General features: G+C 60.1%; 21 protein-coding genes and 1 pseudogene. 12 read left to right on the top strand and 10 right to left on the bottom strand.

Annotated elements, in window-relative coordinates; genetic code table 11:
* The first annotated feature begins 146 nt into the window (after positions 1 to 146).
* The 4 genes and pseudogenes from BSG20_RS29700 (at position 147) to BSG20_RS29685 (ending at position 1,848) form a co-directional block, all read left to right on the top strand.
* On the top strand, positions 147 to 647 hold the full coding sequence (locus tag BSG20_RS29700) for a GXWXG domain-containing protein (RefSeq protein WP_072381197.1): 501 nt from the start codon (positions 147 to 149) through the stop codon (positions 645 to 647).
* Between the two features lie 197 nt (positions 648 to 844).
* Positions 845 to 982 carry a hypothetical protein gene (locus BSG20_RS29695; RefSeq protein WP_244541473.1) on the top strand — a complete coding sequence of 46 codons (138 nt, stop codon included), beginning with the start codon at positions 845 to 847 and terminating at the stop codon, positions 980 to 982.
* A 54-nt stretch (positions 983 to 1,036) separates the two neighbouring features.
* Positions 1,037 to 1,385: pseudogene (locus BSG20_RS29690) on the top strand (ArsR/SmtB family transcription factor).
* On the top strand, positions 1,360 to 1,848 hold the full coding sequence (locus BSG20_RS29685) for an SRPBCC family protein (protein ID WP_177309906.1): 489 nt from the start codon (positions 1,360 to 1,362) through the stop codon (positions 1,846 to 1,848). The pseudogene BSG20_RS29690 and the gene BSG20_RS29685 overlap by 26 nt, the downstream one beginning before the upstream one ends.
* Before the next feature lie 198 nt (positions 1,849 to 2,046).
* On the opposite strand, the gene BSG20_RS29680 is transcribed toward BSG20_RS29685, so the two are convergent.
* On the bottom strand, positions 2,047 to 2,322 hold the full coding sequence (locus BSG20_RS29680) for a DUF6522 family protein (RefSeq protein ID WP_072381228.1): 276 nt from the start codon (positions 2,320 to 2,322) through the stop codon (positions 2,047 to 2,049).
* 887 nt (positions 2,323 to 3,209) lie between these two features.
* Between BSG20_RS29680 and BSG20_RS29675 the strand changes: the two genes are divergently transcribed.
* Together BSG20_RS29675 and BSG20_RS29670 are read left to right on the top strand one after the other, a co-directional pair.
* Complete coding sequence (locus BSG20_RS29675; RefSeq protein ID WP_072381199.1) at positions 3,210 to 3,395, top strand: hypothetical protein; 186 nt, start codon at positions 3,210 to 3,212, stop codon at positions 3,393 to 3,395.
* A gap of 290 nt (positions 3,396 to 3,685) precedes the next feature.
* Entirely contained in the window at positions 3,686 to 5,881 is a 2,196-nt protein-coding gene (locus BSG20_RS29670) for an adenylate/guanylate cyclase domain-containing protein (protein WP_083540027.1), read from the top strand.
* A gap of 646 nt (positions 5,882 to 6,527) precedes the next feature.
* On the opposite strand, the gene BSG20_RS29665 is transcribed toward BSG20_RS29670, so the two are convergent.
* The 3 genes from BSG20_RS29665 to BSG20_RS29655 form a co-directional block, all read right to left on the bottom strand.
* Positions 6,528 to 7,535 (bottom strand): alpha/beta hydrolase, encoded by a 1,008-nt coding sequence (locus tag BSG20_RS29665; protein ID WP_420884134.1) that lies wholly within the window; start codon positions 7,533 to 7,535, stop codon positions 6,528 to 6,530.
* 224 nt (positions 7,536 to 7,759) lie between these two features.
* Complete coding sequence (locus BSG20_RS29660; RefSeq protein ID WP_072381201.1) at positions 7,760 to 8,590, bottom strand: endonuclease/exonuclease/phosphatase family protein; 831 nt, start codon at positions 8,588 to 8,590, stop codon at positions 7,760 to 7,762.
* Between the two features lie 94 nt (positions 8,591 to 8,684).
* Positions 8,685 to 10,148 carry a phospholipase D-like domain-containing protein gene (locus BSG20_RS29655; protein WP_072381203.1) on the bottom strand — a complete coding sequence of 488 codons (1,464 nt, stop codon included), beginning with the start codon at positions 10,146 to 10,148 and terminating at the stop codon, positions 8,685 to 8,687.
* A gap of 248 nt (positions 10,149 to 10,396) precedes the next feature.
* On the opposite strand from BSG20_RS29655, the gene BSG20_RS29650 reads away from it, so the two are divergent.
* The 4 genes from BSG20_RS29650 to BSG20_RS29640 all read left to right on the top strand — a co-directional run bounded on the left by BSG20_RS29650 (position 10,397) and on the right by BSG20_RS29640 (position 12,950).
* Entirely contained in the window at positions 10,397 to 10,648 is a 252-nt protein-coding gene (locus BSG20_RS29650; protein ID WP_072381205.1) for a DUF2934 domain-containing protein, read from the top strand.
* Positions 10,649 to 10,956: 308 nt separating this feature from the next.
* Positions 10,957 to 11,127, top strand: a complete 171-nt coding sequence (locus BSG20_RS36740) for a hypothetical protein (protein WP_167371627.1) — start codon at positions 10,957 to 10,959, stop codon at positions 11,125 to 11,127.
* A gap of 207 nt (positions 11,128 to 11,334) precedes the next feature.
* Positions 11,335 to 12,066, top strand: coding sequence for a glutathione S-transferase (locus BSG20_RS29645; protein WP_072381207.1), 732 nt, complete (start codon positions 11,335 to 11,337; stop codon positions 12,064 to 12,066).
* Between the two features lie 89 nt (positions 12,067 to 12,155).
* Positions 12,156 to 12,950, top strand: coding sequence for an SDR family NAD(P)-dependent oxidoreductase (locus BSG20_RS29640; protein WP_037118624.1), 795 nt, complete (start codon positions 12,156 to 12,158; stop codon positions 12,948 to 12,950).
* Between the two features lie 65 nt (positions 12,951 to 13,015).
* On the opposite strand, the gene pcaF is transcribed toward BSG20_RS29640, so the two are convergent.
* Genes pcaF through BSG20_RS29625 form a run of 3 tightly spaced genes read right to left on the bottom strand, consistent with a single transcriptional unit; the run spans position 13,016 to position 15,863 of the window.
* Positions 13,016 to 14,221, bottom strand: coding sequence for a 3-oxoadipyl-CoA thiolase (gene pcaF / locus BSG20_RS29635; protein WP_072381210.1), 1,206 nt, complete (start codon positions 14,219 to 14,221; stop codon positions 13,016 to 13,018).
* Positions 14,222 to 15,004 carry a CoA-transferase subunit beta gene (locus BSG20_RS29630; RefSeq protein ID WP_072381212.1) on the bottom strand — a complete coding sequence of 261 codons (783 nt, stop codon included), beginning with the start codon at positions 15,002 to 15,004 and terminating at the stop codon, positions 14,222 to 14,224. It abuts the gene before it with no gap.
* Positions 15,005 to 15,014: 10 nt separating this feature from the next.
* Complete coding sequence (locus BSG20_RS29625) at positions 15,015 to 15,863, bottom strand: CoA transferase subunit A (protein WP_072381214.1); 849 nt, start codon at positions 15,861 to 15,863, stop codon at positions 15,015 to 15,017.
* 128 nt (positions 15,864 to 15,991) lie between these two features.
* Between BSG20_RS29625 and BSG20_RS29620 the strand changes: the two genes are divergently transcribed.
* Complete coding sequence (locus BSG20_RS29620) at positions 15,992 to 16,747, top strand: IclR family transcriptional regulator (RefSeq protein WP_072381216.1); 756 nt, start codon at positions 15,992 to 15,994, stop codon at positions 16,745 to 16,747.
* Here BSG20_RS29620 and BSG20_RS29615 read toward each other — a convergent pair.
* Complete coding sequence (locus BSG20_RS29615; protein WP_072381218.1) at positions 16,744 to 17,631, bottom strand: helix-turn-helix domain-containing protein; 888 nt, start codon at positions 17,629 to 17,631, stop codon at positions 16,744 to 16,746. The genes BSG20_RS29620 and BSG20_RS29615 overlap by 4 nt on opposite strands.
* A 115-nt stretch (positions 17,632 to 17,746) precedes the next feature.
* Here BSG20_RS29615 and pobA point away from each other — a divergent pair, with 115 nt between their 5' ends.
* Complete coding sequence (gene pobA, locus BSG20_RS29610) at positions 17,747 to 18,919, top strand: 4-hydroxybenzoate 3-monooxygenase (protein WP_093041572.1); 1,173 nt, start codon at positions 17,747 to 17,749, stop codon at positions 18,917 to 18,919.
* A 12-nt stretch (positions 18,920 to 18,931) separates the two neighbouring features.
* Here the strand turns inward: pobA and BSG20_RS37875 are convergent, their stop codons facing one another.
* Together BSG20_RS37875 and BSG20_RS37870 are read right to left on the bottom strand one after the other, a co-directional pair.
* Positions 18,932 to 19,534, bottom strand: coding sequence for an IS630 family transposase (locus tag BSG20_RS37875; protein WP_143147551.1), 603 nt, complete (start codon positions 19,532 to 19,534; stop codon positions 18,932 to 18,934).
* Positions 19,458 to 19,883 carry a helix-turn-helix domain-containing protein gene (locus tag BSG20_RS37870; RefSeq protein ID WP_244551822.1) on the bottom strand — a complete coding sequence of 142 codons (426 nt, stop codon included), beginning with the start codon at positions 19,881 to 19,883 and terminating at the stop codon, positions 19,458 to 19,460. Before BSG20_RS37870 ends, BSG20_RS37875 begins: the two co-directional genes overlap by 77 nt.
* Positions 19,884 to 19,966: the final 83 nt, after the last annotated feature.

Genomic DNA, 19,966 nt, shown 5'->3' with positions numbered 1-19,966 from the left:
CGGTGGAAACTGATTATGGGGGTCAGACCCACGGGTGCCGGCTCCATTGTTCAGGAACTTCCCTCCTCCTCGCAAATTTCGTTCGCAGACGAGCCGGTCGCTGAAGGAGACATACGGTGTCAACGGATCTGCAGAAAGCAAGAACGATGTGGTTCCGGTCGCTGGAGCCTGTCCCGTTGGACGACATGATCGGTCTATGGCGCGACGTCGGCATACCGTCTGGACATCCTCTTGATGGCGTGCTCGAAAACCTGGACTGGTTCGGCAAGCGTATCCGTCCTGACCTGCGGGCCGACGCCCTGCTCTTCCAGTGGACGGGCGGCCACCCGATTGCGATCGAGCCAGCTTTCTTCCCGATCAGGCAGGCGATCAGGTTCTCCTCGTTAGGGCGCACGTTCATCGCTCGCAACTGGTTCTCGTATCTGCACAGGGCGTTCCGCGCTCGAGGCACCACGGCGTCCTTGGAACTCCGGACGCTGGACGGCGTCGAGACGGCAGCGATGGTCTACGACAGGCAACCGATCGTCGACTACCTCCGACTGATCGCTGATGAGGAAGTTGCCGGGATGATGTGCGTGGAAGGCGACGCCCGCAGGTACTTCTTCCGACTCCGGAGGGTCGAGCTTTCGACGCAGGGACCCCATTAGGCGTGAGCCTCGAGCTGTCCGGTAGCAGATGCCACCACTTAAGGGCTGGTCGGCTGCTCTGCGCCGGTGAACGAACCCGCTGCGCGGGGAGGGCGTCTGCGGTTGAGGTAGAGGGCACAGGCTGGAGGTTGCGCCTGGATTGAACGTCGTCCGGCAAGGGCGGAGCATGACGAGCTTCTTCAAAAAGGAGCCTGACCATGCAGCACCCCCATCTCGACACGCGCGTCAGCCCGCTACGCCAGCGGTTGATCGATGACATGAACATGCGGCGTTTCTCACGCGAAACGAAGCGCAACTATCTCCGCGACGCCCCCACATTCAGGGCTGGACACTAAGGCAAGTGCCTTTTTATCCTTGACCGGCACCCCCAATCCAATTTACTAAGGTATATGCCTTACCATTCGACTCCCCTCGACCTCGCCTTTCACGCTCTCAGCGACCCGACCCGCCGCGCTGTGGTGTCGCGGCTGGTCGAGGGCGAGTTGCCGGTCAGCGCCCTGGCCGAGCCTTTCGACATGGCGCTGCCCTCCTTCGCCCAAGGTGCTGGAAGATTGCGGGCTGATCGCCAGCGAGAAGCGCGGGCGCAGTCGCTGGTGCCGGCTGGTGCAGGCGCGCTTCGACGAGGCGGCGGACTGGATGGAAGCGGAGCGCCGGCGCTGGGCCGAGCGGTTGGATCGGCTGGAAGTCTACTTGGACAAGACTGAAGAGGATGATGAAGGACATGGCAAATCTGTTTGAAACCTGGTCGCTCGATCGCGAGATCGTGCTGGTGAAGCTGCTGAACCACCCACGCGACAAGGTCTTTGCCGCCTGGATGGATCCCAAGGCGCTGGCCGAATGGTACGGCCCGGCCGGCCTCAGCATCGAGAACCACGAAGCCGATATCCGCGAGGGTGGGGTCTGGCGGTTCGACATGGTGGGCGTGTTCGAGGGCCAGGAGCAGCGCTTCCCGAACCTCATGCGCTTTCTGGAGATCGTGCCGAACGAGCGGATCGTGATGGACTATGGCACGCCCGATCCCAACGACCCCGACCGTTTCCGCACCACGGTGACCTTTGATGAACAAGCCGACGGCAAGACGGTGCTGACCATGCGCCAGCTCCACCCCAGCCCCGAGCGGCGTCAAATCGTCATCGGCTTTGGCGCGGTCGAATACGGGCTGCAGACGCTGGATGGCCTCGCAGCCTGGCTGGACGGCTGAGCGTTTGGCCAAGCAGGGCCTGCGCGCCCGTGTATTCTGCGCTTGTTGATGCTGTTGTGGGCTCCACCGAAGGCGCAATGACTTCAACGGGCCCGATCGCTGCCGCTGGCGGCATTACCGAATACCGCTTAGTCAAACTCGCGGGCTGACGGCTGACGATCTCGCGGGTCGTGTCGCGCTAGAGGTTGATCCAGTCCGCTAGCATCTTGAACGAACATGCTTTTTCGAGGCCCAAAGCTGCTCCTCACCGAGAACCCGTAAATCTGGGCCAACAACGGCCCGCCACGTTCGATTTCCCAACCGAACTGAAAGGCGGGATTTGCCATCGTCCAAACCGCTGCCCTTTTCGACAACGCTGACGACCGCTCCACGTTTCAGATGATGCCGCATGGCGTCAGGCGAGATTCCAAATCGGGAAGCGAGCGCTTCCGCGTCCAGAATAAAATCGCCGTTTGAATCCGCCTCGATCTTCAAAGCATGCTCCATCAACCTGTACTGTAGCGGTCTCACATGCGGGACTGCGGCAAGTCTAATGTAGGTTGGATACCCCCGAGCTTCCAGGCCGTCACGAAAGCACGACTCCTCCGTCACCGGAAGATTTAAGAAATGCGGTGAGAATCTGAACGACATGCTCGGTACTCCTCTCCTTGATGTTGGCCCGCCTTTCCTGGGGGCGGACCAAGCATTCTTGTCCATTCGGGAACGGGTTGGGCCCGACCTTTCACAACGTAGCACCGACCCATCGCTCGTCTTTGCGCAAGATCAAAGATCGTTGATGAGCGGCCTGCCGCCGTCGAGGTCACCAAGCTTTTTGAATAACGACCAGGGCGCTCGGGCACCTTAATTCTCAATTCCTACGAAGGTCGCCGGCTGGCGGCGCGGCGCGAATGGGGTTCTCGGTTTCGCGGTCTGAGATTGGCAAAGTTCGCGCGAGCTGCCGGCTCAAATCGAATCAACTAGGGCTCGCGAATGCGGGTAGCACCGGCAGTGACCCAGCCACTAAGTGGAAAGTGGAGAGGTAGCGGCAGCTGGCACCCTGCCGCCCGCCACGCGAATGTTCTCGTGATGCTCACCTCGGCGATGTCGAGGTGGACAACCCTTGCAGAGCCAAACAGAGTCGGATAAGTTGCGCCGGTCCACAGCAACAATCGAAGGAGGCGTGTAATGACGGTCATTTTCATCTCGCACGCCACTTTGGCCTAAGGTTCCTGTAGCGCATTCCACTCCGCATCCGAGATCTTCTCAAGCAGCAACCTGCCACAGCTCGGCGTTTTGACACGCTGCCCGTTCGTGCGCTCAAGCGTACGCCACGGCCTGGCAACTTGCTATTAGAAGGCTCGGCGCCCATGCCGAGAACACTCATGGAAAAACAAACAGCCGCTGCCGACAATCTGGCAGCCACCATTGAAGAACTCTGTGCTCGTTTTGGTGTTGGCGCGACCGCCTTCGCGCTTCTTGTCGCAGCTTGGAGACATCACCGTGCACCTAACAGTGTCGCCACGCTGTCCGACTGGATGCGCCGCGACCTTGCGTTGGGCGAAGGTTAAAAAAAGGCCCGCTTTAACCTGTTCGAATTGAAGAGATCGCGGCAGCATCCGCGATCTCCTTGACCAGCAGGCAACGAGTTTAGTGCTATGAGACGTTCGCGCCGGGGACATTGCGTGACGCGGCCTCAGTTGCGGTCAAAGCTGTATCGGCATGGTGAAAAGCCAGCGCGAGATGTGGGCACCACGAAAACTCAATGTAGCGCCACATGAGGGGCCGCGCTGCCGGCGGCCCTTCGACGTGGTAGGATGCACGGGGCGGTCGCTTATGACATCGAAAGGTGGGCAGAGATATGGACCGGCGGCTCACAGCGATACTTGCTGCAGATGTGGTCGGCTATAGCCGCCTCATGGGAGAGGATGAGGGCGGCACGCTGCAGCGGCTGAAGGTCTGCCGCCGAGACTTGGTCGATCCCGCCATCGACGAGTTTCATGGTCGCATCGTCAAGCTCATGGGCGACGGCGCGCTGGTTGAGTTCGCGAGCGTTGTAGACGCGGTCCAGTGCGCTGTAGCGATCCAGCGAAAGATGGCCAACCACGACCAGGGCGTCTCCGAAGCAGACAGAATTCTGTTCCGCATCGGCATCAACCTCGGCGACGTCATCGTCGAAGGCGACGACATCTACGGTGACGGCGTCAACATTGCCGCCCGACTGCAGGGGCTGGCTGAGCCTGGCGGCATCCGCATATCCGGCACGGCGTTCGACCAAGTCGTGCATAAGGCCGATGTCGGCTTTTTGGCTCTCGGCGAGCAGCACTTGAAAGACATTGCCGATCCGGTTCGCGTCTACCGCGTTCTGCTCGACCCTTCCAAGGCAGGCAAGGTCATCGCCTTATCCCGCCGGACCGGAAGGCGGGGTATTATCGTGGCAACGCTCGCGATGCTGCTGATCGCGACCGCCGCAATCATCTTCGCATGGCCATGGCCCATTGCGCCGCAACGGCCATCGATCGCGGTCCTGCCGTTCGGCGATATCAGCGATGATGCCGCACAGGACTATTTTGCGGAGGGGCTTACGAACGATCTCATTACTGATCTGTCGAAGATTTCCGGCCTACTTGTTATCGCCCGCAATTCGGCCTTTTCGTTCAAGGACACATCCATGAACGTCCGGCAGGTCGCCGAGCAATTGAACGTCCGCTATGTCCTGCAGGGCAGCGTGCGGCGTAAGGGAGAGGCGGTTCGCATCAATGTCCAGCTCATCGATGGGGATACCGGAAGAAACGTCTGGGCCGAACGGTATGACCGCGACTACACCGATATCTTTGCGCTGCAGGACGAAGTTATCGAGCGCATTGTTCGCGCGCTCGCAGTGCGCCTGTCTGAAGGAGAGCGTACCCAGATTGCCCGCCTGCCGACCCGCAATCTCGAAGCCTATGACTTCTACACTCGAGCTGAGCAGAAGGTGTATTCGATAGACTATACATCTCTCGGAGAGGCTCTCTCCCTCTATGAGAAGGCAATCAAGCTCGACCCGGAATTCGCTGACGCCCACACAGGCTATGCTCGAGCCATCGTCGACGTGCTTGGCTTCGACTACCAGGCACTGATGTTGAGTGCGGTCGCCCGGCAGCGCGCCTACGAAGCGGCGGGGCGAGGTCTAGAACTGGATCCGCAGTCTCCGCGAGCCTATGCCGTACTCGGTATCCTGCAAATGCTTGACGGCGAAATCGATGAGGCGATCGCGTCGGTCAAAAAGGCCGTGGCTCTCGATCCGAATGGAGCTGAGTCGGAACTCAACCTCGCGATTGTTCTGACATATGCGGGGCAGAACCCAGAAGCACTGGCGGCCATGGAACGTGTCCTGCAACTGGACCCCAAGCCACGAGTCCAGGTCTACGACTACTATGGTCTCGTGCTTTACATGAACCATAGGTATGAGGAGGCGATCGGGGCACTACAGACAGTCCAACCGGAGGAGCCGAGCGATCTCGGCCTTGAGACCCTTGCCATGGCAAACGCGCGACTGGGACGCGTGGCAGAAGCGCACAAAGCGGTCGAAGCGATCCTCGAGAAGTCGCCTGGCCAGAGCCTCGCCAGCCTGCGAGTGGTGTATTCCCACCATCGTCGGCAACAGGACCTCGACCACCGGCTGGACGCTCTGCGCTCCGCCACGTTCCCGGAATGGAGCCACGATTTTCGTGGACGGGCAGAAGACCGCCTGGATGCCCATTCGATCCGGGCCCTGGCGATTCACAAGACCTGGATTGGGCATCAGCACGATGGTGTCCGCTTCTTCATGGAGCTCGACGCAAACGGTGATTTTGCATGGCGCGCTCATAACAACATCATCGTCGGCAAGTTCACTCTCGAGGACAATTTCTTCTGCACTCGATCCTCATCGACGCTTCTCGGCTATATTCAGCGAGCCGAATCTCGCGCTGCTGCTTTTCATGAGCAGCCCTCAACGCTTCAGCACGTGCGACACGTTCGGCAGGTGTTCCGAGAGCCTCGTCGTTCGCCGACTTCATCAGTTCGGTCATTTTGACAACGGTATCGTCGCTCGGTTGGTTGTCTCCTTCGCGCAGCCTTTTCAAGGTCCGCGTAGAAATACCCATTCGATCGGCAAGGACATCAAGCGGCACGTCGTCAAATTTAGCAAAAAAGCGCTTAACTGCATCATTCATTCTGGATGGCATCGGACGATCCTTTTGTCTTAGCCTATGATATGAGATGACACGAAATGGCGTCAACGATAAAACCAAACGGCCCTATCGTTTGTGACGTGGAGCGACGGATCCGTCTCGTGTGGTAGCTTTCCGTCGTTCATTGGGACGAGCAGGGAGCCCGGACACATTGGCGCATCAGCCAAGCGCAATTCCATGACGTTGCGAGCGGTCCGACAAGAGGCCATGTTGCCAGAGGCGGCTCACCGTGCTCGTGGCTTGGCGCGCGCTTTCAGCCGGCTTTCGTGTCGCGGTTGTTTCGGAGCGAGCGCGCCCAGCCGATGGAGGGGGGCGACGGAGAAGCATTTTCGTCGATGCCGAAGCCCTAACGGATCCGGATCGCTTCTGCCTTGGCACAGTGCATACCCGCTCGGCGACGAGGGATTTCGCTGTCGAATTCCTGTATTTACGTCAACGCAATATGACAACGTTGGACGCGGTTGCATTTTCCCCGCTGACGGTTGGAAGTCACTGCTGCGGTTTGTCGGCGAAATGTTTGATCGCGTACTCCGCAACGTGCTGGTTCGACTGCCTTGCATCATCGAGCCAGAACGGGAAGAGCTGCCACTGATGGACCATGCCTGCCCAAATCTCCGTCTGGACATCAACGCCGGCCTTTCGGGCCTTGTCGGCCAGCCGCAGGGTGTCGTCGAGAAGCGCTTCGCCCGCACCGACCTGCATCAGCAGCGGGGGAAATCCGGTCAGGTCGGCATAGAGAGGTGACACCATGGGATCGGCCGGCGAGCGCGTTCCCAGATAGGCTTTGCGCATCAGATCGAGTTCGGCGGAGTCGATCAGCGGATCGGTACTGGCGTTCGTCGTCAAAGAAGCGCCTGTGGCAGCCAGATCGGTGATCGGGCTCATTGCGACGACGGCTGCAGGCAGTGGTCCTTTCACCCGCATCTGCCGCAGCGTCGCTTCGATCGCCAGATTCCCGCCGACGGATTCGCCGGCAAGGACGATGTTGTTGCTCTCATAGCCGGAATCGAGCAGCCACCGATATGCTGTCAGCGCATCGTCGACCTGAGCCGGATACGGGTAGTCCGGTGCGAGCCTGTAGTCGATGAGGAGGACGTCGGCCGATGCCGCCTTGGCCAGCGAGCCGGCCAGGGCTCGATGCGTCCGCAGCGAACCGCTGTAGAAGCTGCCGCCATGAATATAGAGGATAGCCCGGCGGCCAAGGGGATGGTGCAGTCTTGCCGGCCAGATGAGCTGCGCGTCGACGCCGCCGGCGTCGACCTGCCTGATTTGGACGCGCGTCGGCTCGGGTGTCGATGCCATCAGGGCCTCGAAGGCGTCGCGCCGGTCGCGCAGGCTGTCGGCTTTTGCGTAGTACTGCTCCAGCGTTGCGACGAGTTTGCGGACCTGTTCCTTTGAGGCTTGTGTCTGGGGCATAGTATCGCCTGCCCGGGCGTGTAGCGCCAAAGGCGCCATAGCGATGCCGGCGGCCAACCACGCGATAGTCCACCTTGTCATCAAGCCGCCAATCAACCATGCAAACCCGCGCAACACGGCCATCTGTCGCAAAGCTCCGGCCCCAAGCACCACGAAACCTCCCAATCCAAGATATCTGTCGACGCGAGCTGAACCTGCCATGTCCGCAAGCCGTGTCAAGGCTTCGTGACCGTGACGATGCCTTGTCGTGCGCGACGTGCAGGTGCCCGCGACAGGAAAGGCGGCCCTCACATGAGCTCGAGAGGCTAGCTTTTCGTGTTCAGCTTCTCCACCCGCTTGAGATTGACCACTGCTTTGACTGGCAAGTGATCCGACGCGACGCGGGCAAGCGGCGTGTCGTGGGCCTCGACGGCTGTCACGACGCCCTTGCGGTTTGCCATGATGCGATCAAGAGCGAGGACGGGAAGTCGTGCGGGAAAGCTCGGCACTGCCACCGGCTGGGGGCCGAAAACGGATTGGAAGCTGTGCAGCGACGAGCGGTCGCCGAGCCGCCATTCATTGAGATCGCCGAGCAGGATGGTCGGGACCTCGCTCTTGTCTGCCATCAGCTCGACCAACATTTTGGCCTGCTGCGCGCGCGAGTGGCGAAGCAGGCCGAAATGGGCAGCGATGATGCGCAGGGCCCCGCCGCGTTCCAGATCGAGTTCGGCGACAAGCGCACCGCGGGGCTCGAGCCCGGGAAGATTGATTTGGTGCACGTCACGCACCAAGCCTCTCCTAAAGAGCACGACATTGCCATGCCAGCCATGAGCCTTGGCCATGCCGTTCACAGGTACCGGGATCAGTCCGGTTTCCCGCTCCAGCCGACCAAGGTCGAGGATGCCGGTGCGCTCGCCAAAGCGGGTGTCGGCCTCCTGCAGCGCGATGACGTCAGCGCCGATTTCATGAATCACGCGACTGGTTCGCTCCGGGTCGAAGCGCCGGTCGTTGCCGACGCATTTGTGGACGTTGTATGAGGCGATCAGAGTGCCATCTGATCGCGGCTTTTGCTCCGAATGTGCCGCATCCAGCTGCTTTCTTCGACTGCGGATCGACGCAAGGATGTTGGCGGGCAGGCTGTGCTTTTTGGCATGCATCGGAGTTTGCTGGCGTTCCGTTGGTCGAAGAGGTTCTGTTCGGAGTATAGGCCGGGTATTCAAACTTGCCACGCCTTTAGGCCGAAGAAATCTCCTACAAGTAAGGCGATCCGAGCCACAGGACCTTCTCGAGCAGCCGGACGGCCAAGGGGCGCGCGCGCAAGCCCTGGAGCGTGACCGGCGAAGCCGACTTGATGGCCTCATCGATATGGTCGTCTATCTCGCTGGCAAAACCTTCATTCAGCACTTCCAGGTCGATCTCGAAATTCAGCCGAAGCGATCTCGGGTCGAGGTTGGACGATCCGACGTAGGACCAGACGCCGTCGATCGACAGCAGCTTGGAGTGGCTGAAAGCACCGCTGGAGCGCCAGATGCGGCAGTAGTTGGTGAGGACCTGGTCGAATTGCGCGGTCATGGCGCGGTCGACGAGGACGAGATTATTGACAGCCGGAACGACGATATCGACCTCCACGCCGCGTCTTGCCGCCGTCGCCAGTGCACTGATGAGCTCGCGGTCCGGCAGGAAATAGGGCGACATGATCCGGATCGATTTGCGCGCAATGGAGAAGGCCCCCATCAGCATCTTGTGGTTTGTCTCCATACTTCTGTCAGGCCCCGATGCCACGACACGCATGAAGACGGGATCCCCCGGCTGCCGCTCGGGTATCGCGGTACGCCACGCCTCTCCTTGCAGGTTTTCGCCCGTGGCAAAGCCCCAGTCCTCAGCCGCGACGTTGAAGAGATCGGCGACAACCGGCCCGGTGACGCTGAAATGCGTGTCGCGGGCGAAGTTGTCTCCCGCCATCTCGCGGGTGAATCCGGCCCGGATGTTCATGCCGCCTGTCAGCGCAATGCGGCCGTCGACGATGAGGATCTTGCGGTGGGTGCGCAGGTTCGCATATGGCAAGCGCAACCCGATGATGACGTTTCCATTGAAGACCGAGACGGTAACGCCGCCCTCGGCAAGGTAACCGAGAATGCTCGGCACGGAATAGCGGGCGCCGACGGCATCGATCAGCACGCGCACCTCGACGCCACGCTTTACGGCGGCAATGAGGGAATCGGCGATCCTCAGTCCGATCGGGTCGCGGTCAAAAATGTAGGTCTCCAGCAAGACGCTCCGCTCAGCGCCATCGATCGCCGTCTTCATCGCGGCGTAACAGTCGTCGCCCGTCTCCAGCATGTCGATCGTATTGCCGGTTGCGAGCGGATTGCGGGCGACGCGGTCGCCGAGTGTCTGCAGGGCGGCGAAACGACGGCCGAAGCCAGTGATGACGATGTCGCTGTCGGCGTCGAAGCTTTCGAGCTCGTCAAGGTCCGCTTCGGGTATCAGCGCATCGCGCCGAAGGCTGAGCGAGGCGCGACGGATGCGGTTGATGCCTGCAATCGCATAAAGCACGGCCCCAACGATTGGCGAGAGGATGATGACGCCGACCCAGCCGATCGCGGCGCGGACCTCTTCCTTGGTCATGGCTGCGTGGATCGCTGCTGCGGCGCCCATGGCGAGCGAAACAACGAATAGAATATGTGGCCAATAGGTCGATATGAGATAAAACATTGCGTTGAACTATAACGACAAAGCTGCGGCGTTCAATTGTGCACGCAAGGGCGCGACGTTGCCCGACTTTCTTGCTTGAAGATCACTCGCCCGGAGAAAAATTGCTGTGCGGTGCGAGAGTTCATTGCTGCAATGCGGAATTTCTTTTTTGCGGTGTGTCAAAAATTGCTTGAAACTGCGTGTTTCCTCTGGAACTCTTGCGCCAGTATCGCGTTAGACCACGGGCATCATCTGACTGGAGATCGGCGATGACAGAGACTCACGAAGAGTGGATCAAGAAGCGTGCCTATGCGCTTTGGGAAGAGGAAGGGCGTCCACCGGGACGAGATTTCCTACATTGGGAACAAGCCCGGGCCGAGCGCGAAGCGCTTGAAGGGTCCGCCGCATCTGTGGATGGCAAGGAGGTGAAGACGCGCAAGCGCTCGGTCGCACCTGCGAAGGCAAATGGCGTGATGAAGGCGGCCGCTCCAAGGAAAACAGCCAGCGGCAAATCATCGTGACCCTCACGTCGGTTGTTGCAAAGGGCGTCCTTGTGACGCCCTTCGTCACACGAATGCATTGCTGTTGCTTTATTAATTTCCAAAGGGTGCGCGAAGGGCGCTTCGGGGAAAACACGGATGACGGTGCATAGCTCTTACCTCGCAGTAAAAATGCTGCGGCGGCAATCGGCGATGGAACCAAAGTCCCACTCGGATGTTCATAGCGGCATTGGGGAGCGTTGCCATGAACAGAAGCGGCTTCGATGCTATTGCGGTTTTGATGATCGTAGCGGCCTGCTACCCCTTCGTTGCGCCAGTGTGAGGGCAGAATGACTGTTCTCGTTATCGCCGCGATCGCCTATCTGAGCCTCGCCCTAATCCTTGTTTATGCGATCGACAATCTGGTCGCACTGTTCTTCCCTGATGCACGTTCGGCTGTGCCGCTGATCCCCACCTTGGAAAAGATGATGGCGGCTTCGCGCAAGTATTATCGCAAATAGGTCGCCTCGTCGGAGCACTCTCCCGCAATGAGGTAGGTGCTATGGGAGAAGGATCCTCACGAGGCGTCCCACAAGGGCGCAGAGGCGCCGCCACGGCGCGTCCCGTGGGTGAGGGCTCGACCCTTCGCGAAGAAGGCCGCGGCGACACAGCAAGCACAACGAGCAGCATACACATCGCAATATGATGCGAACCACAGGAGGGCATTCATGGCATATGAGCTGTATTATTGGGATGGCATTCAGGGCCGCGGCGAGTTCGTGCGTCTGGCGCTGGAAGAAGCGCGAGCAGACTATGTCGACGTTGCCAGACAGTCCGGACGTGGGATGGGCACCGGCGTCATGCTGGAGCTGATGCAGAGCAGGCTCGAACCCCATATTCCATTCGCGCCGCCATTTCTCAAAGATGGCGATCTGATTGTCTCTCATGTCGCCAACATCCTCTTCTATCTCGGGCCGAAGCTCGGTCTTGCGCCTGAGGTCGAAAAGCTCCGCTACGTCGCCAACGGCCTGCAACTGACGATCACCGATCTGGTAGCGGAGGTGCACGACACGCACCACCCGATCGCGACGTCCCGCTACTACGAGGATCAGAAGGAGGAGGCGAAAGCCCGCTCCGCCGCTTTTATCAGCGAGCGCATTCCAAAGTTCCTCGGCTACTTCGAGCAAGTGCTGCAACAGAATCCAAAGGGGCCAAGCCACATCGTTGGCGACACGCTTAGCTACGTTGACCTGTCCCTGTTTCAGGTGATCGAGGGCCTGAGATATGCCTTTCCAAATGCGATGAAGGCTTATGCGACTGCCTATCCAGCCTTGGCAGCGTTGCACGACGCTGTCTCAAAGCGCCCCAGCCTCTCAGCCTACCTACGCTCGGAGCGCCGCCTCGCCTTCAACGAGGAAGGCATCTTTCGGCACTACCCCGAACTCGATGTTGCGACGTAGCGATATTGCATTGCCCCGGGTCGAGAGAGGCTGATAAGCTCCCAACTCGCCCCTATCTGTCCCACCACACTGCGGAGGCTGTCGCTGCCATGGCAAATCTTGCTCAATTGCTTGCATCCATGAAGATTCCGGACCTTGCCGGCAAGGCGGTGTTGATCACCGGCGCTTCGACGGGAATCGGTGCTGCCTTGGCGCGGGCTTTTGCCGCCCAGGAAATGAAGCTCGGCATTCACTACAATGCCAGCCGGGAGCCGGCCGAAGCGCTTGCCGAAGAGATCCGGGCGGCAGGCGGTACGGCGCATCTCGTGCATGGCGACGTGTCACGGGAAGGCGAGAGCGAACGCGTCGTCGAGGAGACGGCGAGAACCTTTGGGCATCTTGACGGGCTGATAAACAATGCCGGCGGCATGCTCGGCCGCAAGCCAACCGCTGAATATACCGACGAGCACTACATGAAGGTCATGGATCTGAACGCTCGCTCGGTGCTCGCCGCCACACGCGCGGCCCATCCGTGGCTGAAGAAGCAGGGTGGGTTCATCATCAACACGACTTCGATTGCGGCGCGCAACGGCGGCGGCAACGGCGCCGTGCTTTATGCGGCATCAAAGGGTTTCGTTTCGACCATCACCCGCGGTCATGCCAAGGAGTTCGTTCCCGACCGCATTCGCGTCAACGCGGTGGCCCCTGGCGTCATCGCGACACCGTTTCATGAGCGCTATACGAACGACGAGCAGATGGAAATGCAGCGCAAGTCCATCCCGATGGGTTTCGTCGGGACGCCGGAGGATTGCGTCGGCGCCTACCTGTTCCTCGCATCTCCAACACTTTCCGGTTATGTCACCGGCCAGATCATCGAGGTCAACGGCGGCCAGCTGATGCCCTAAGCAACACCGCGCAGATGGAAATCGGCGCAACGGTCCTGCCGCGCCGCTTTCTTTTGTGGCGCGTGTCAGACGCGCTCAAGCGCGATCGCAATCCCCTGCCCGACTCCGATGCACATGGTCGAGAGCGAGTAGCGTCCGCCGGTTTCGCGCAGTTCGACCGCTGCTGTCCCCGTGATGCGCGCGCCGGACATGCCAAGCGGATGGCCAAGCGCGATCGCTCCACCATTGCGGTTCACCCGGCCGTCGTCGTCGGCTATGGCGAGTTCGCGCAGAACTGCCAGGCCCTGCGATGCGAAGGCTTCGTTGAGCTCGATCACATCAAACTGGGCTTGCGTCATGCCAAGCCGCGACATCAGCTTGCGCGACGCCGGAATCGGGCCGATGCCCATGATGCGCGGTGGCACGGCGGCCGCTGCTCCACCCAGAATGCGGGCGATCGGGGTCAGTCCATACTTTCTGACCGCAGCTTCGCTGGCGATGATCAGGGCGGCGGCGCCGTCGTTGACGCCGGAGGCATTGCCGGCCGTTACCGTCCCGCCTTCCTTCTTGAAGGGAGTGGAAAGCTTGGCGAGCGCTTCCATTGTGGTCGCACGCGGATGCTCGTCCTTGTCGACGATGACAGGATCTCCCTTGCGCTGCGGGATGGTGACCGAGGTGATTTCCTTCGACAGGCGGCCGTTTTCCTGCGCAGCCGCGGCCTTGGCCTGGCTACGTATAGCGAAGGCATCCTGATCTTCGCGCGAAACCTTATAGTCTTCGGCGACGTTCTCGCCGGTTTCCGGCATGGAGTCGACGCCGTATTGCTTTTTCATGAGAGGATTGACGAAGCGCCAGCCGATCGTCGTGTCATAGATCTCGGCGTGGCGCGAAAACGCCGTCTCGGCCTTCGGAATGACGAAGGGTGCGCGCGACATGCTTTCGACGCCGCCCGCAACCATCAGCTCGGCCTCGCCGGCACGGATTGCACGGGCAGCGGCGATCACCGCATCCATGCCAGAGCCGCAGAGACGGTTTATCGTCGTGCCAGGTACGGAGACGGGCAGGCCAGCCAGTAGCGAAGACATCCGGGCAACGTTGCGATTGTCCTCGCCAGCCTGGTTGGCGCAGCCGAAGATCACGTCGTCGACGGCTTCCCAATCCACCTTGCCGTTGCGCTCAATGAGCGCCTTGACGGGCACAGCGCCGAGATCGTCGGCACGAACGGTTGAAAGCGAACCGCCGAAGCGGCCGATTGGGGTGCGGATATAATCGCAGATATATGCGTCAGGCATCTATGCGGTCTCCTTGTCGCCCTGATGGGCTTTTTTCGTGCGCGCATTGATGTCGCGCAGCGTCATGAGTTCGGTGTCGGTCGGGACCGGGGTTTCGATGACTTGGTCGGCAAACTTGATCGTCCAGCCGCAATTCTCGACGATCTGCTGTCGGCTGACGCCGCGATGGATTGAGACGACCGTAAGCTCCTTCGTCACCGGATCCGGTTCGAGAATGCAGAGATCGGTGATGACGCGGGTCGGCCCCTTGGTCGTCATGCCGAGACGCTCGCGGTGATTGCCGCCTTCGCCGTGGCCCATGGAGGTGACGAAGGGGAGTTTGTCGACGAAGCCGCGCTTGGAAAGCGCCATGGTGATGAAGATCTGACCGCAATTGCTGGCGATCTCGGGCGCCCCACCACCACCGGGCAGGCGTACCTTCGGATGATCGTAAGGGCCGACCACCGTCGTGTTCAGATTTGCGAACTTGTCGATCTGTGCGCCGCCGAGAAAGCCCGTGGTGATGCGGCCGCCTTGCAGCCAGTAGCGGAACATTTCCGGCACCGATACGGTGAAAAGCGCGGTGTCGCAAAGTTCGCCATCGCCGATCGACAGAGGTAGCACGTCCGGTTTGGTGCCGACTGTGCCGCTCTCGTAGATCAGCGTAATATCAGGTGCGTGCGTGAGCCGCGCAACGTTGCAGGCGGCCGAGGGTGCACCGATGCCGACGAAGCAGACGTCGTCGTTGGTCAGCGCACGCGCGGCGGCAATCGTCATCATTTCGGTAGGGGTAAAGTCGCTCATTCTTTCCTCCTCACGCAACCTTCTTTGCATGCTTGGCAAAGTCTTCCGGGCTCGCCTGCATGACATTCTCGTCGATCCACGTCTTGAAGGCGTCGCGATCGCGAGCGATCTCGTCCCAGGCGATGTAAAAGGCGTTCGAGCGCGGATAGTAGCCCTGCGCATAGGATGGGAATGCGCCGCCCGGCACGTTCGCCACAGCGCTCACGGCCCAGGTCGGCAACACGACTGAGTTTGGCGATGGCGGGTCGAGCTCATCGACGATCTCCTCGACTGTCACGATCGAGCGCTTGGCGGCAAGCACGGCTTCCTTCTGCACGCCGACGATGCCTTCGAGCAGGACGTTGCCCTTGCGGTCGGCACGCAGCGCGTGAATGATCGTGACATCAGGGCGAATGGCCGGAACGGCGGCCAGAACCTCGCCGGTGAAGGGGCAGGTGACGGACTTGATGTTTTGATTGACCTTGGGAAGATCGGCGCCGATATAGCCGCGCAAAGCGGCAAACGGCAGATTGGCCGCCCCCGCCTCGTAGGCATTGGCCATGGCCGCGTGGCTGTGCTCTTCGATTTCCAACAGCCGCGGCCACTGGTTCTCCACCGCATCGCGGAAGCGATGCAGTGAGCCGACGCCCGGATTGCCGCCCCAGGAGAACTTCATGCCGCGCGCGGCCCCTACCCCGATCAGCTGGTCGTAGAGAATGTCCGGGGTCATGCGGATCAGATAGAGATCCTTCTTGCCCTGGCGGATCACCTCGTGGCCGGCGGCATAGGGGATGAGATGGGTGAAGCCTTCCATGGCGACGGTGTCGCCATCCCTGACGTTTTCAGCCACGGCTTCCTTCAACGATACGATCTTCGCCATGTGGCCTCCCGTGATCCTGCTGTCGAATGCCGGCCAATAAGCGCTTCTACGAAACCGACGTCAAATATTTTGTGCGGTATTTGACATTTGTTCGTATATCGCACAGAATGATGGCGGGGAGAACGGTGATGCGTGAAACAGATTTTGTCAGTGGGTTTGCCAGAGGACTGAAGGTCATCGAAGCATTCGAGGAGACGCGCCAGCGCCTTTCGATTGCCGAAGCCGCGAAGCTGACCGGGCTCGACCGCGCCACGGTGCGCCGCTCGTTGCTGACGCTGGCCGAACTTGGCTATGCCGATTATGACGGCAAGTTCTTTGCCCTGACGCCGAAGATCCTGCGGCTCGGACACGCCTATCTCTCTGCAACGCCCCTGCCTGTTCTTATCCAGCCCCATCTCGACCAGTTGTCGGAGAAGGCCGGGCAGAGCGCGTCAGCTTCGGTGCTCGACGGCACCGAGATCGTCTATATCGCCCGTGCCTCGCAGCGCCGCGTCATGTCGATCAACCTGACACCCGGCAGCCGCCTGCCGGCCTTCTGCGCCTCGATGGGTCGGGTGCTGCTTGCGGCGCTCACGGAGACCGAAGCCAGATCCATCCTCGCCCGCACCGACCTCAAGCCCAACACGCCGAATACCAAGACAGATGTGGAAGAACTGGTCAGCGAGTTCCGGCGCGTGCGCGAACAGGGCTATGCGGTTATCGACCAGGAATTGGAAATTGGCCTTTGCTCGATTGCCGTGCCTGTCGAGAACGACCGCGGACAGACGGTGGCGGCGATCAATATTGGCGCACCGGTCGCCCACGCGCCGGCCGCCGATATGCCGGTCCGTTATCTGCCTCTGCTCAAAGAAACACAAAAGGCTCTGCGCCTGGTGTTGCGCTAGACGCCGAGTTTGGCCCGCTCCGCCACGCGCCATGCCCGCGGTGTCTGGCCGGCCTGTTTGAGGAAGAAGCGCGAGAAATAGGCGGGATCCGAAAACCCAAGCCGGAAGGCGATCGCCTGGACGCTGCCGAAGGTGAAGACCAGCTCGCGCTTTGCCTCGTCGAGGAGTTTGCGGGTGATCAGCTCATGTGCTCCGTGGCCGGTCGTCGCGCGCACGATCCGATTGAGGTGCGTCGGCGAAATGCCGAGCGCCTTGGCATAGAAGGCAGCCGGCTCATGCGACTTGAAATGCCGCTGGATCAGCCCGTGCAGCAGCTCCATGCGGCGCTCATTTTCATCGGCAGCCCCCTGGTCTTCCTGCTTTTCGGAAGACAGCCGCGCCGTGATCAGCAGGGCCGATGTCAGATAGGACTCCAACAGATCGTTGCGCCCGGCCCGCTGCTGCGCGAACTCGTGCCCCAGTCGCTGCAGGCAAGCCGCGACATAGCGGCCGTCCTCATCGTCCATGTCGAGTTTCGTCAGGTGCGGCGATGCCATCCACTCTCCGAGCCGACTGCGGTCGCCGGGAAAGGCCTTCAGATGCGAACTCAGCACCGTGATGACGAAGCCGCCAATATCCCTGGAGAAGCGAAATCCATGGTCGAGGCTTGGAGGAACAGTGATCACCGACTGCGGTTCGATCGGGTGCCAGACGCTCGAGAACATCGCCTCCCCAGAACCGCTATCAATGTACAATATCTGAAAAAAACTGTCATGGCGGTGCGGCCGGATCTCCCAATGATGCAGGCTGCTCCTCGATGGAATCGTTTCGCAATGCAGCCAGAAATCCGGCTTTCCTCCGGTTTTCTCCCCGTAGAGCTCATATGTCGGAACGATCCTCGCCACCGTCGCCTCCTCTCCATCCTATGTTCGATTAGTGCAATTTCATGATGGAATTGTCCATTGCTGACGGTCAACTGCCTCGTCAAAATTTGGCAAAAGACAAGTGCGGGAGGACACCATGCGCACACAGGTAGCCATCATCGGCTCCGGCCCATCGGGGCTTTTGCTCGGCCAGTTGCTATCGCAGGCCGGTATCGACAACATCATCCTCGACCGCGTTGGAAAGGACTACATTCTCGGCCGCGTGCGCGCCGGAGTGCTGGAGGAAGGAACCGTTGGTCTCATCGACAAGGCAAAGGCCGGCGCGCGCATGCATGCCGAGGGGCTGCCGCATGATGGCTTCTCGCTTGCCTTCGACGGGCGCGATCACCGCATCGACCTCTTCGGCCTGACTGGCGGCAAGCGCGTCATGGTCTACGGGCAGACAGAAGTCACCCGGGATCTGATGGAGCAGCGCGAGATCAGCGGGGCGCAGACGATCTACGAGGCGGCGAGCGTCGAGCCGCACGACTTCGACAAAGGGATGCCTTACGTGACCTACGAGAAGGATGGCGCCACCCACCGCATAGACTGCGATTTCATCGCCGGCTGCGACGGCTTCCATGGCGTCAGCCGCAAGGCGGTGCCGGAAATGTCGCTGCGTACCTTCGAGAAGGTCTACCCTTTCGGCTGGCTCGGAATTCTGGCAGAGGTTGCTCCCGTCAACCACGAACTGATCTATGCCAACCACCCGCGCGGATTTGCGCTTTGTTCCATGCGTTCGCAACATCGCAGCCGCTATTACATCCAGTGTCCCCTGGACGAGAGGGTTGAGAACTGGAGCGACGATCGATTTTGGGGCGAGTTGCGGTGTCGGCTGCCTGTGCACCATGCCGAGGCGCTTGTCACGGCGCCCTCCTTCGAGAAGTCGATCGCGCCGTTGCGCTCCTTCGTTGCCGAGCCGATGCGGTTCGGCCGCATGTTCCTTGTCGGCGATGCCGCCCATATCGTTCCGCCGACCGGCGCCAAAGGCCTCAATCTCGCCGCGAGTGACGTGCACTATCTGTTTTCAGGCCTCGTAGAGCATTACCAGGATCGTTCGAACGCAGGCATCGACGCCTACTCGCAAAAGGCGCTTGCCCGGGTCTGGAAGGCGGTTCGTTTCTCCTGGTGGATGACGACGATGATGCACCGGTTTCCAAACACCGGTGACTTCGATCAAAAGATTCAGGAAGCCGAGCTCGACTATCTCACGCATTCGCGCGCAGCCTCGACTGCGCTCGCGGAAAATTACGTCGGCCTTCCCTACTAAAGCTTGTCGCACCTAAATCGCCTCATACCCTGCGGCCTTGAAGTAGTTTCGACATTCTTCAACGGAGAACAGTGCACAGATGTCACTGAGGGCATTCGATATTGTGTCGAAGCTCCTTGCGGCTTTCTTTCGTAGGAGCGACTTGAGTTTCGAGAAGGCCATTTCGATTGGGTTCAGGTCGGGCGAATAGGCAGGTAAGAACAGCAGCCTGGCACCGGTTTGTCTGATGAGTTTTTCGGCCTTTTGGCTTTTGTGGAAACCGACATTGTCGGCAATGACGATGTCGCCCTTTGATAGAGTTGGGACGAGTTGCGTTTCGATCCAAGTCTCGAATATCTCGGCATTCATTGGTGCGTTGACGATCCATGGCGCGACCATGGAATGCGATCTTAGGCCCGCGATAAACGTCTGCGTCTTCCAGGATCCGAAAGGCGCATGACTGCGGTAACGTTGGCCCCTTAACGACCAACCGGAGCGTTTTGTCAGCTTTGTGTTCGTCGACGTCTCATCGATAAAAGTAAGGCGCGCCAGAGCCTTATCAAAAAACGGCTTGCGTCTTTCTATCCATAGATTTCTCGCCCGAGCGATTTCCGGACGAAGCTGCTCGCTTGCCATGAGGCTTTTTTTTGTGGCTTAACCCGAGCCGGTGCAACATGCGGCCGACGCTCGAGCGATGCACAATGACGCCGCGCTCGGCAAGCTCGAGGCACAATTCGTCAAGCGTCAAATCACCCTTCTCAGCCATACGTTCACGGAACCATGTTCCATGGTCGCTCAACTTGCCGCCGCCGACATGGCCCTGTCGTCTCGGCAGCAGAGAGCCCGTCTCACGCTTCAGGATAACAAGGTTATTCACAAATCGAGGCGACACCCGGAAATGACGGGACGCCTCACGATGGGTGTTGCCCTCTTCAACGAATGCAATAACACGGGAACGCAACTCGATCGGATGTGATTTGCCCATGATCGGTCTCCTTCCAGCTACGAAGGAATCACAAATCGGTCGATTCGAGAACCTGAATCAAAAAACGGGCGACGCGCTTTAGC

It is taken from the genome of Rhizobium tibeticum (assembly GCF_900110205.1).
GTDB classification, from domain to species: Bacteria; Pseudomonadota; Alphaproteobacteria; order Rhizobiales; family Rhizobiaceae; genus Rhizobium; species Rhizobium tibeticum.
The sequence above is the reverse complement of the archived record's forward strand: the minus strand, read 5'-3'. Positions and strand labels throughout refer to the sequence as shown.

Bases quoted from the DNA above. Each gene is read 5' to 3' on its own strand.
- BSG20_RS29675 (WP_072381199.1), top strand. From the start codon at position 3,210: ATGGAAAAACAAACAGCCGCTGCCGACAATCTGGCAGCCACCATTGAA.
- pcaF (WP_072381210.1), bottom strand. From the start codon at position 14,221: ATGCCTGACGCATATATCTGCGATTATATCCGCACCCCAATCGGCCGC.
- BSG20_RS29665 (WP_420884134.1), bottom strand. From the start codon at position 7,535: ATGACAAGGTGGACTATCGCGTGGTTGGCCGCCGGCATCGCTATGGCG.
- BSG20_RS37875 (WP_143147551.1), bottom strand. From the start codon at position 19,534: ATGGCAAGCGAGCAGCTTCGTCCGGAAATCGCTCGGGCGAGAAATCTA.
- BSG20_RS29660 (WP_072381201.1), bottom strand. From the start codon at position 8,590: ATGCATGCCAAAAAGCACAGCCTGCCCGCCAACATCCTTGCGTCGATC.
- BSG20_RS29670 (WP_083540027.1), top strand. From the start codon at position 3,686: ATGGACCGGCGGCTCACAGCGATACTTGCTGCAGATGTGGTCGGCTAT.
- pobA (WP_093041572.1), top strand. From the start codon at position 17,747: ATGCGCACACAGGTAGCCATCATCGGCTCCGGCCCATCGGGGCTTTTG.
- BSG20_RS29695 (WP_244541473.1), top strand. From the start codon at position 845: ATGCAGCACCCCCATCTCGACACGCGCGTCAGCCCGCTACGCCAGCGG.
- BSG20_RS29630 (WP_072381212.1), bottom strand. From the start codon at position 15,004: ATGAGCGACTTTACCCCTACCGAAATGATGACGATTGCCGCCGCGCGT.
- BSG20_RS29700 (WP_072381197.1), top strand. From the start codon at position 147: ATGTGGTTCCGGTCGCTGGAGCCTGTCCCGTTGGACGACATGATCGGT.
- BSG20_RS29645 (WP_072381207.1), top strand. From the start codon at position 11,335: ATGGCATATGAGCTGTATTATTGGGATGGCATTCAGGGCCGCGGCGAG.
- BSG20_RS29620 (WP_072381216.1), top strand. From the start codon at position 15,992: ATGCGTGAAACAGATTTTGTCAGTGGGTTTGCCAGAGGACTGAAGGTC.
- BSG20_RS29640 (WP_037118624.1), top strand. From the start codon at position 12,156: ATGGCAAATCTTGCTCAATTGCTTGCATCCATGAAGATTCCGGACCTT.
- BSG20_RS36740 (WP_167371627.1), top strand. From the start codon at position 10,957: ATGACTGTTCTCGTTATCGCCGCGATCGCCTATCTGAGCCTCGCCCTA.
- BSG20_RS29655 (WP_072381203.1), bottom strand. From the start codon at position 10,148: ATGTTTTATCTCATATCGACCTATTGGCCACATATTCTATTCGTTGTT.
- BSG20_RS37870 (WP_244551822.1), bottom strand. From the start codon at position 19,883: ATGGGCAAATCACATCCGATCGAGTTGCGTTCCCGTGTTATTGCATTC.
- BSG20_RS29685 (WP_177309906.1), top strand. From the start codon at position 1,360: ATGAAGGACATGGCAAATCTGTTTGAAACCTGGTCGCTCGATCGCGAG.
- BSG20_RS29650 (WP_072381205.1), top strand. From the start codon at position 10,397: ATGACAGAGACTCACGAAGAGTGGATCAAGAAGCGTGCCTATGCGCTT.
- BSG20_RS29625 (WP_072381214.1), bottom strand. From the start codon at position 15,863: ATGGCGAAGATCGTATCGTTGAAGGAAGCCGTGGCTGAAAACGTCAGG.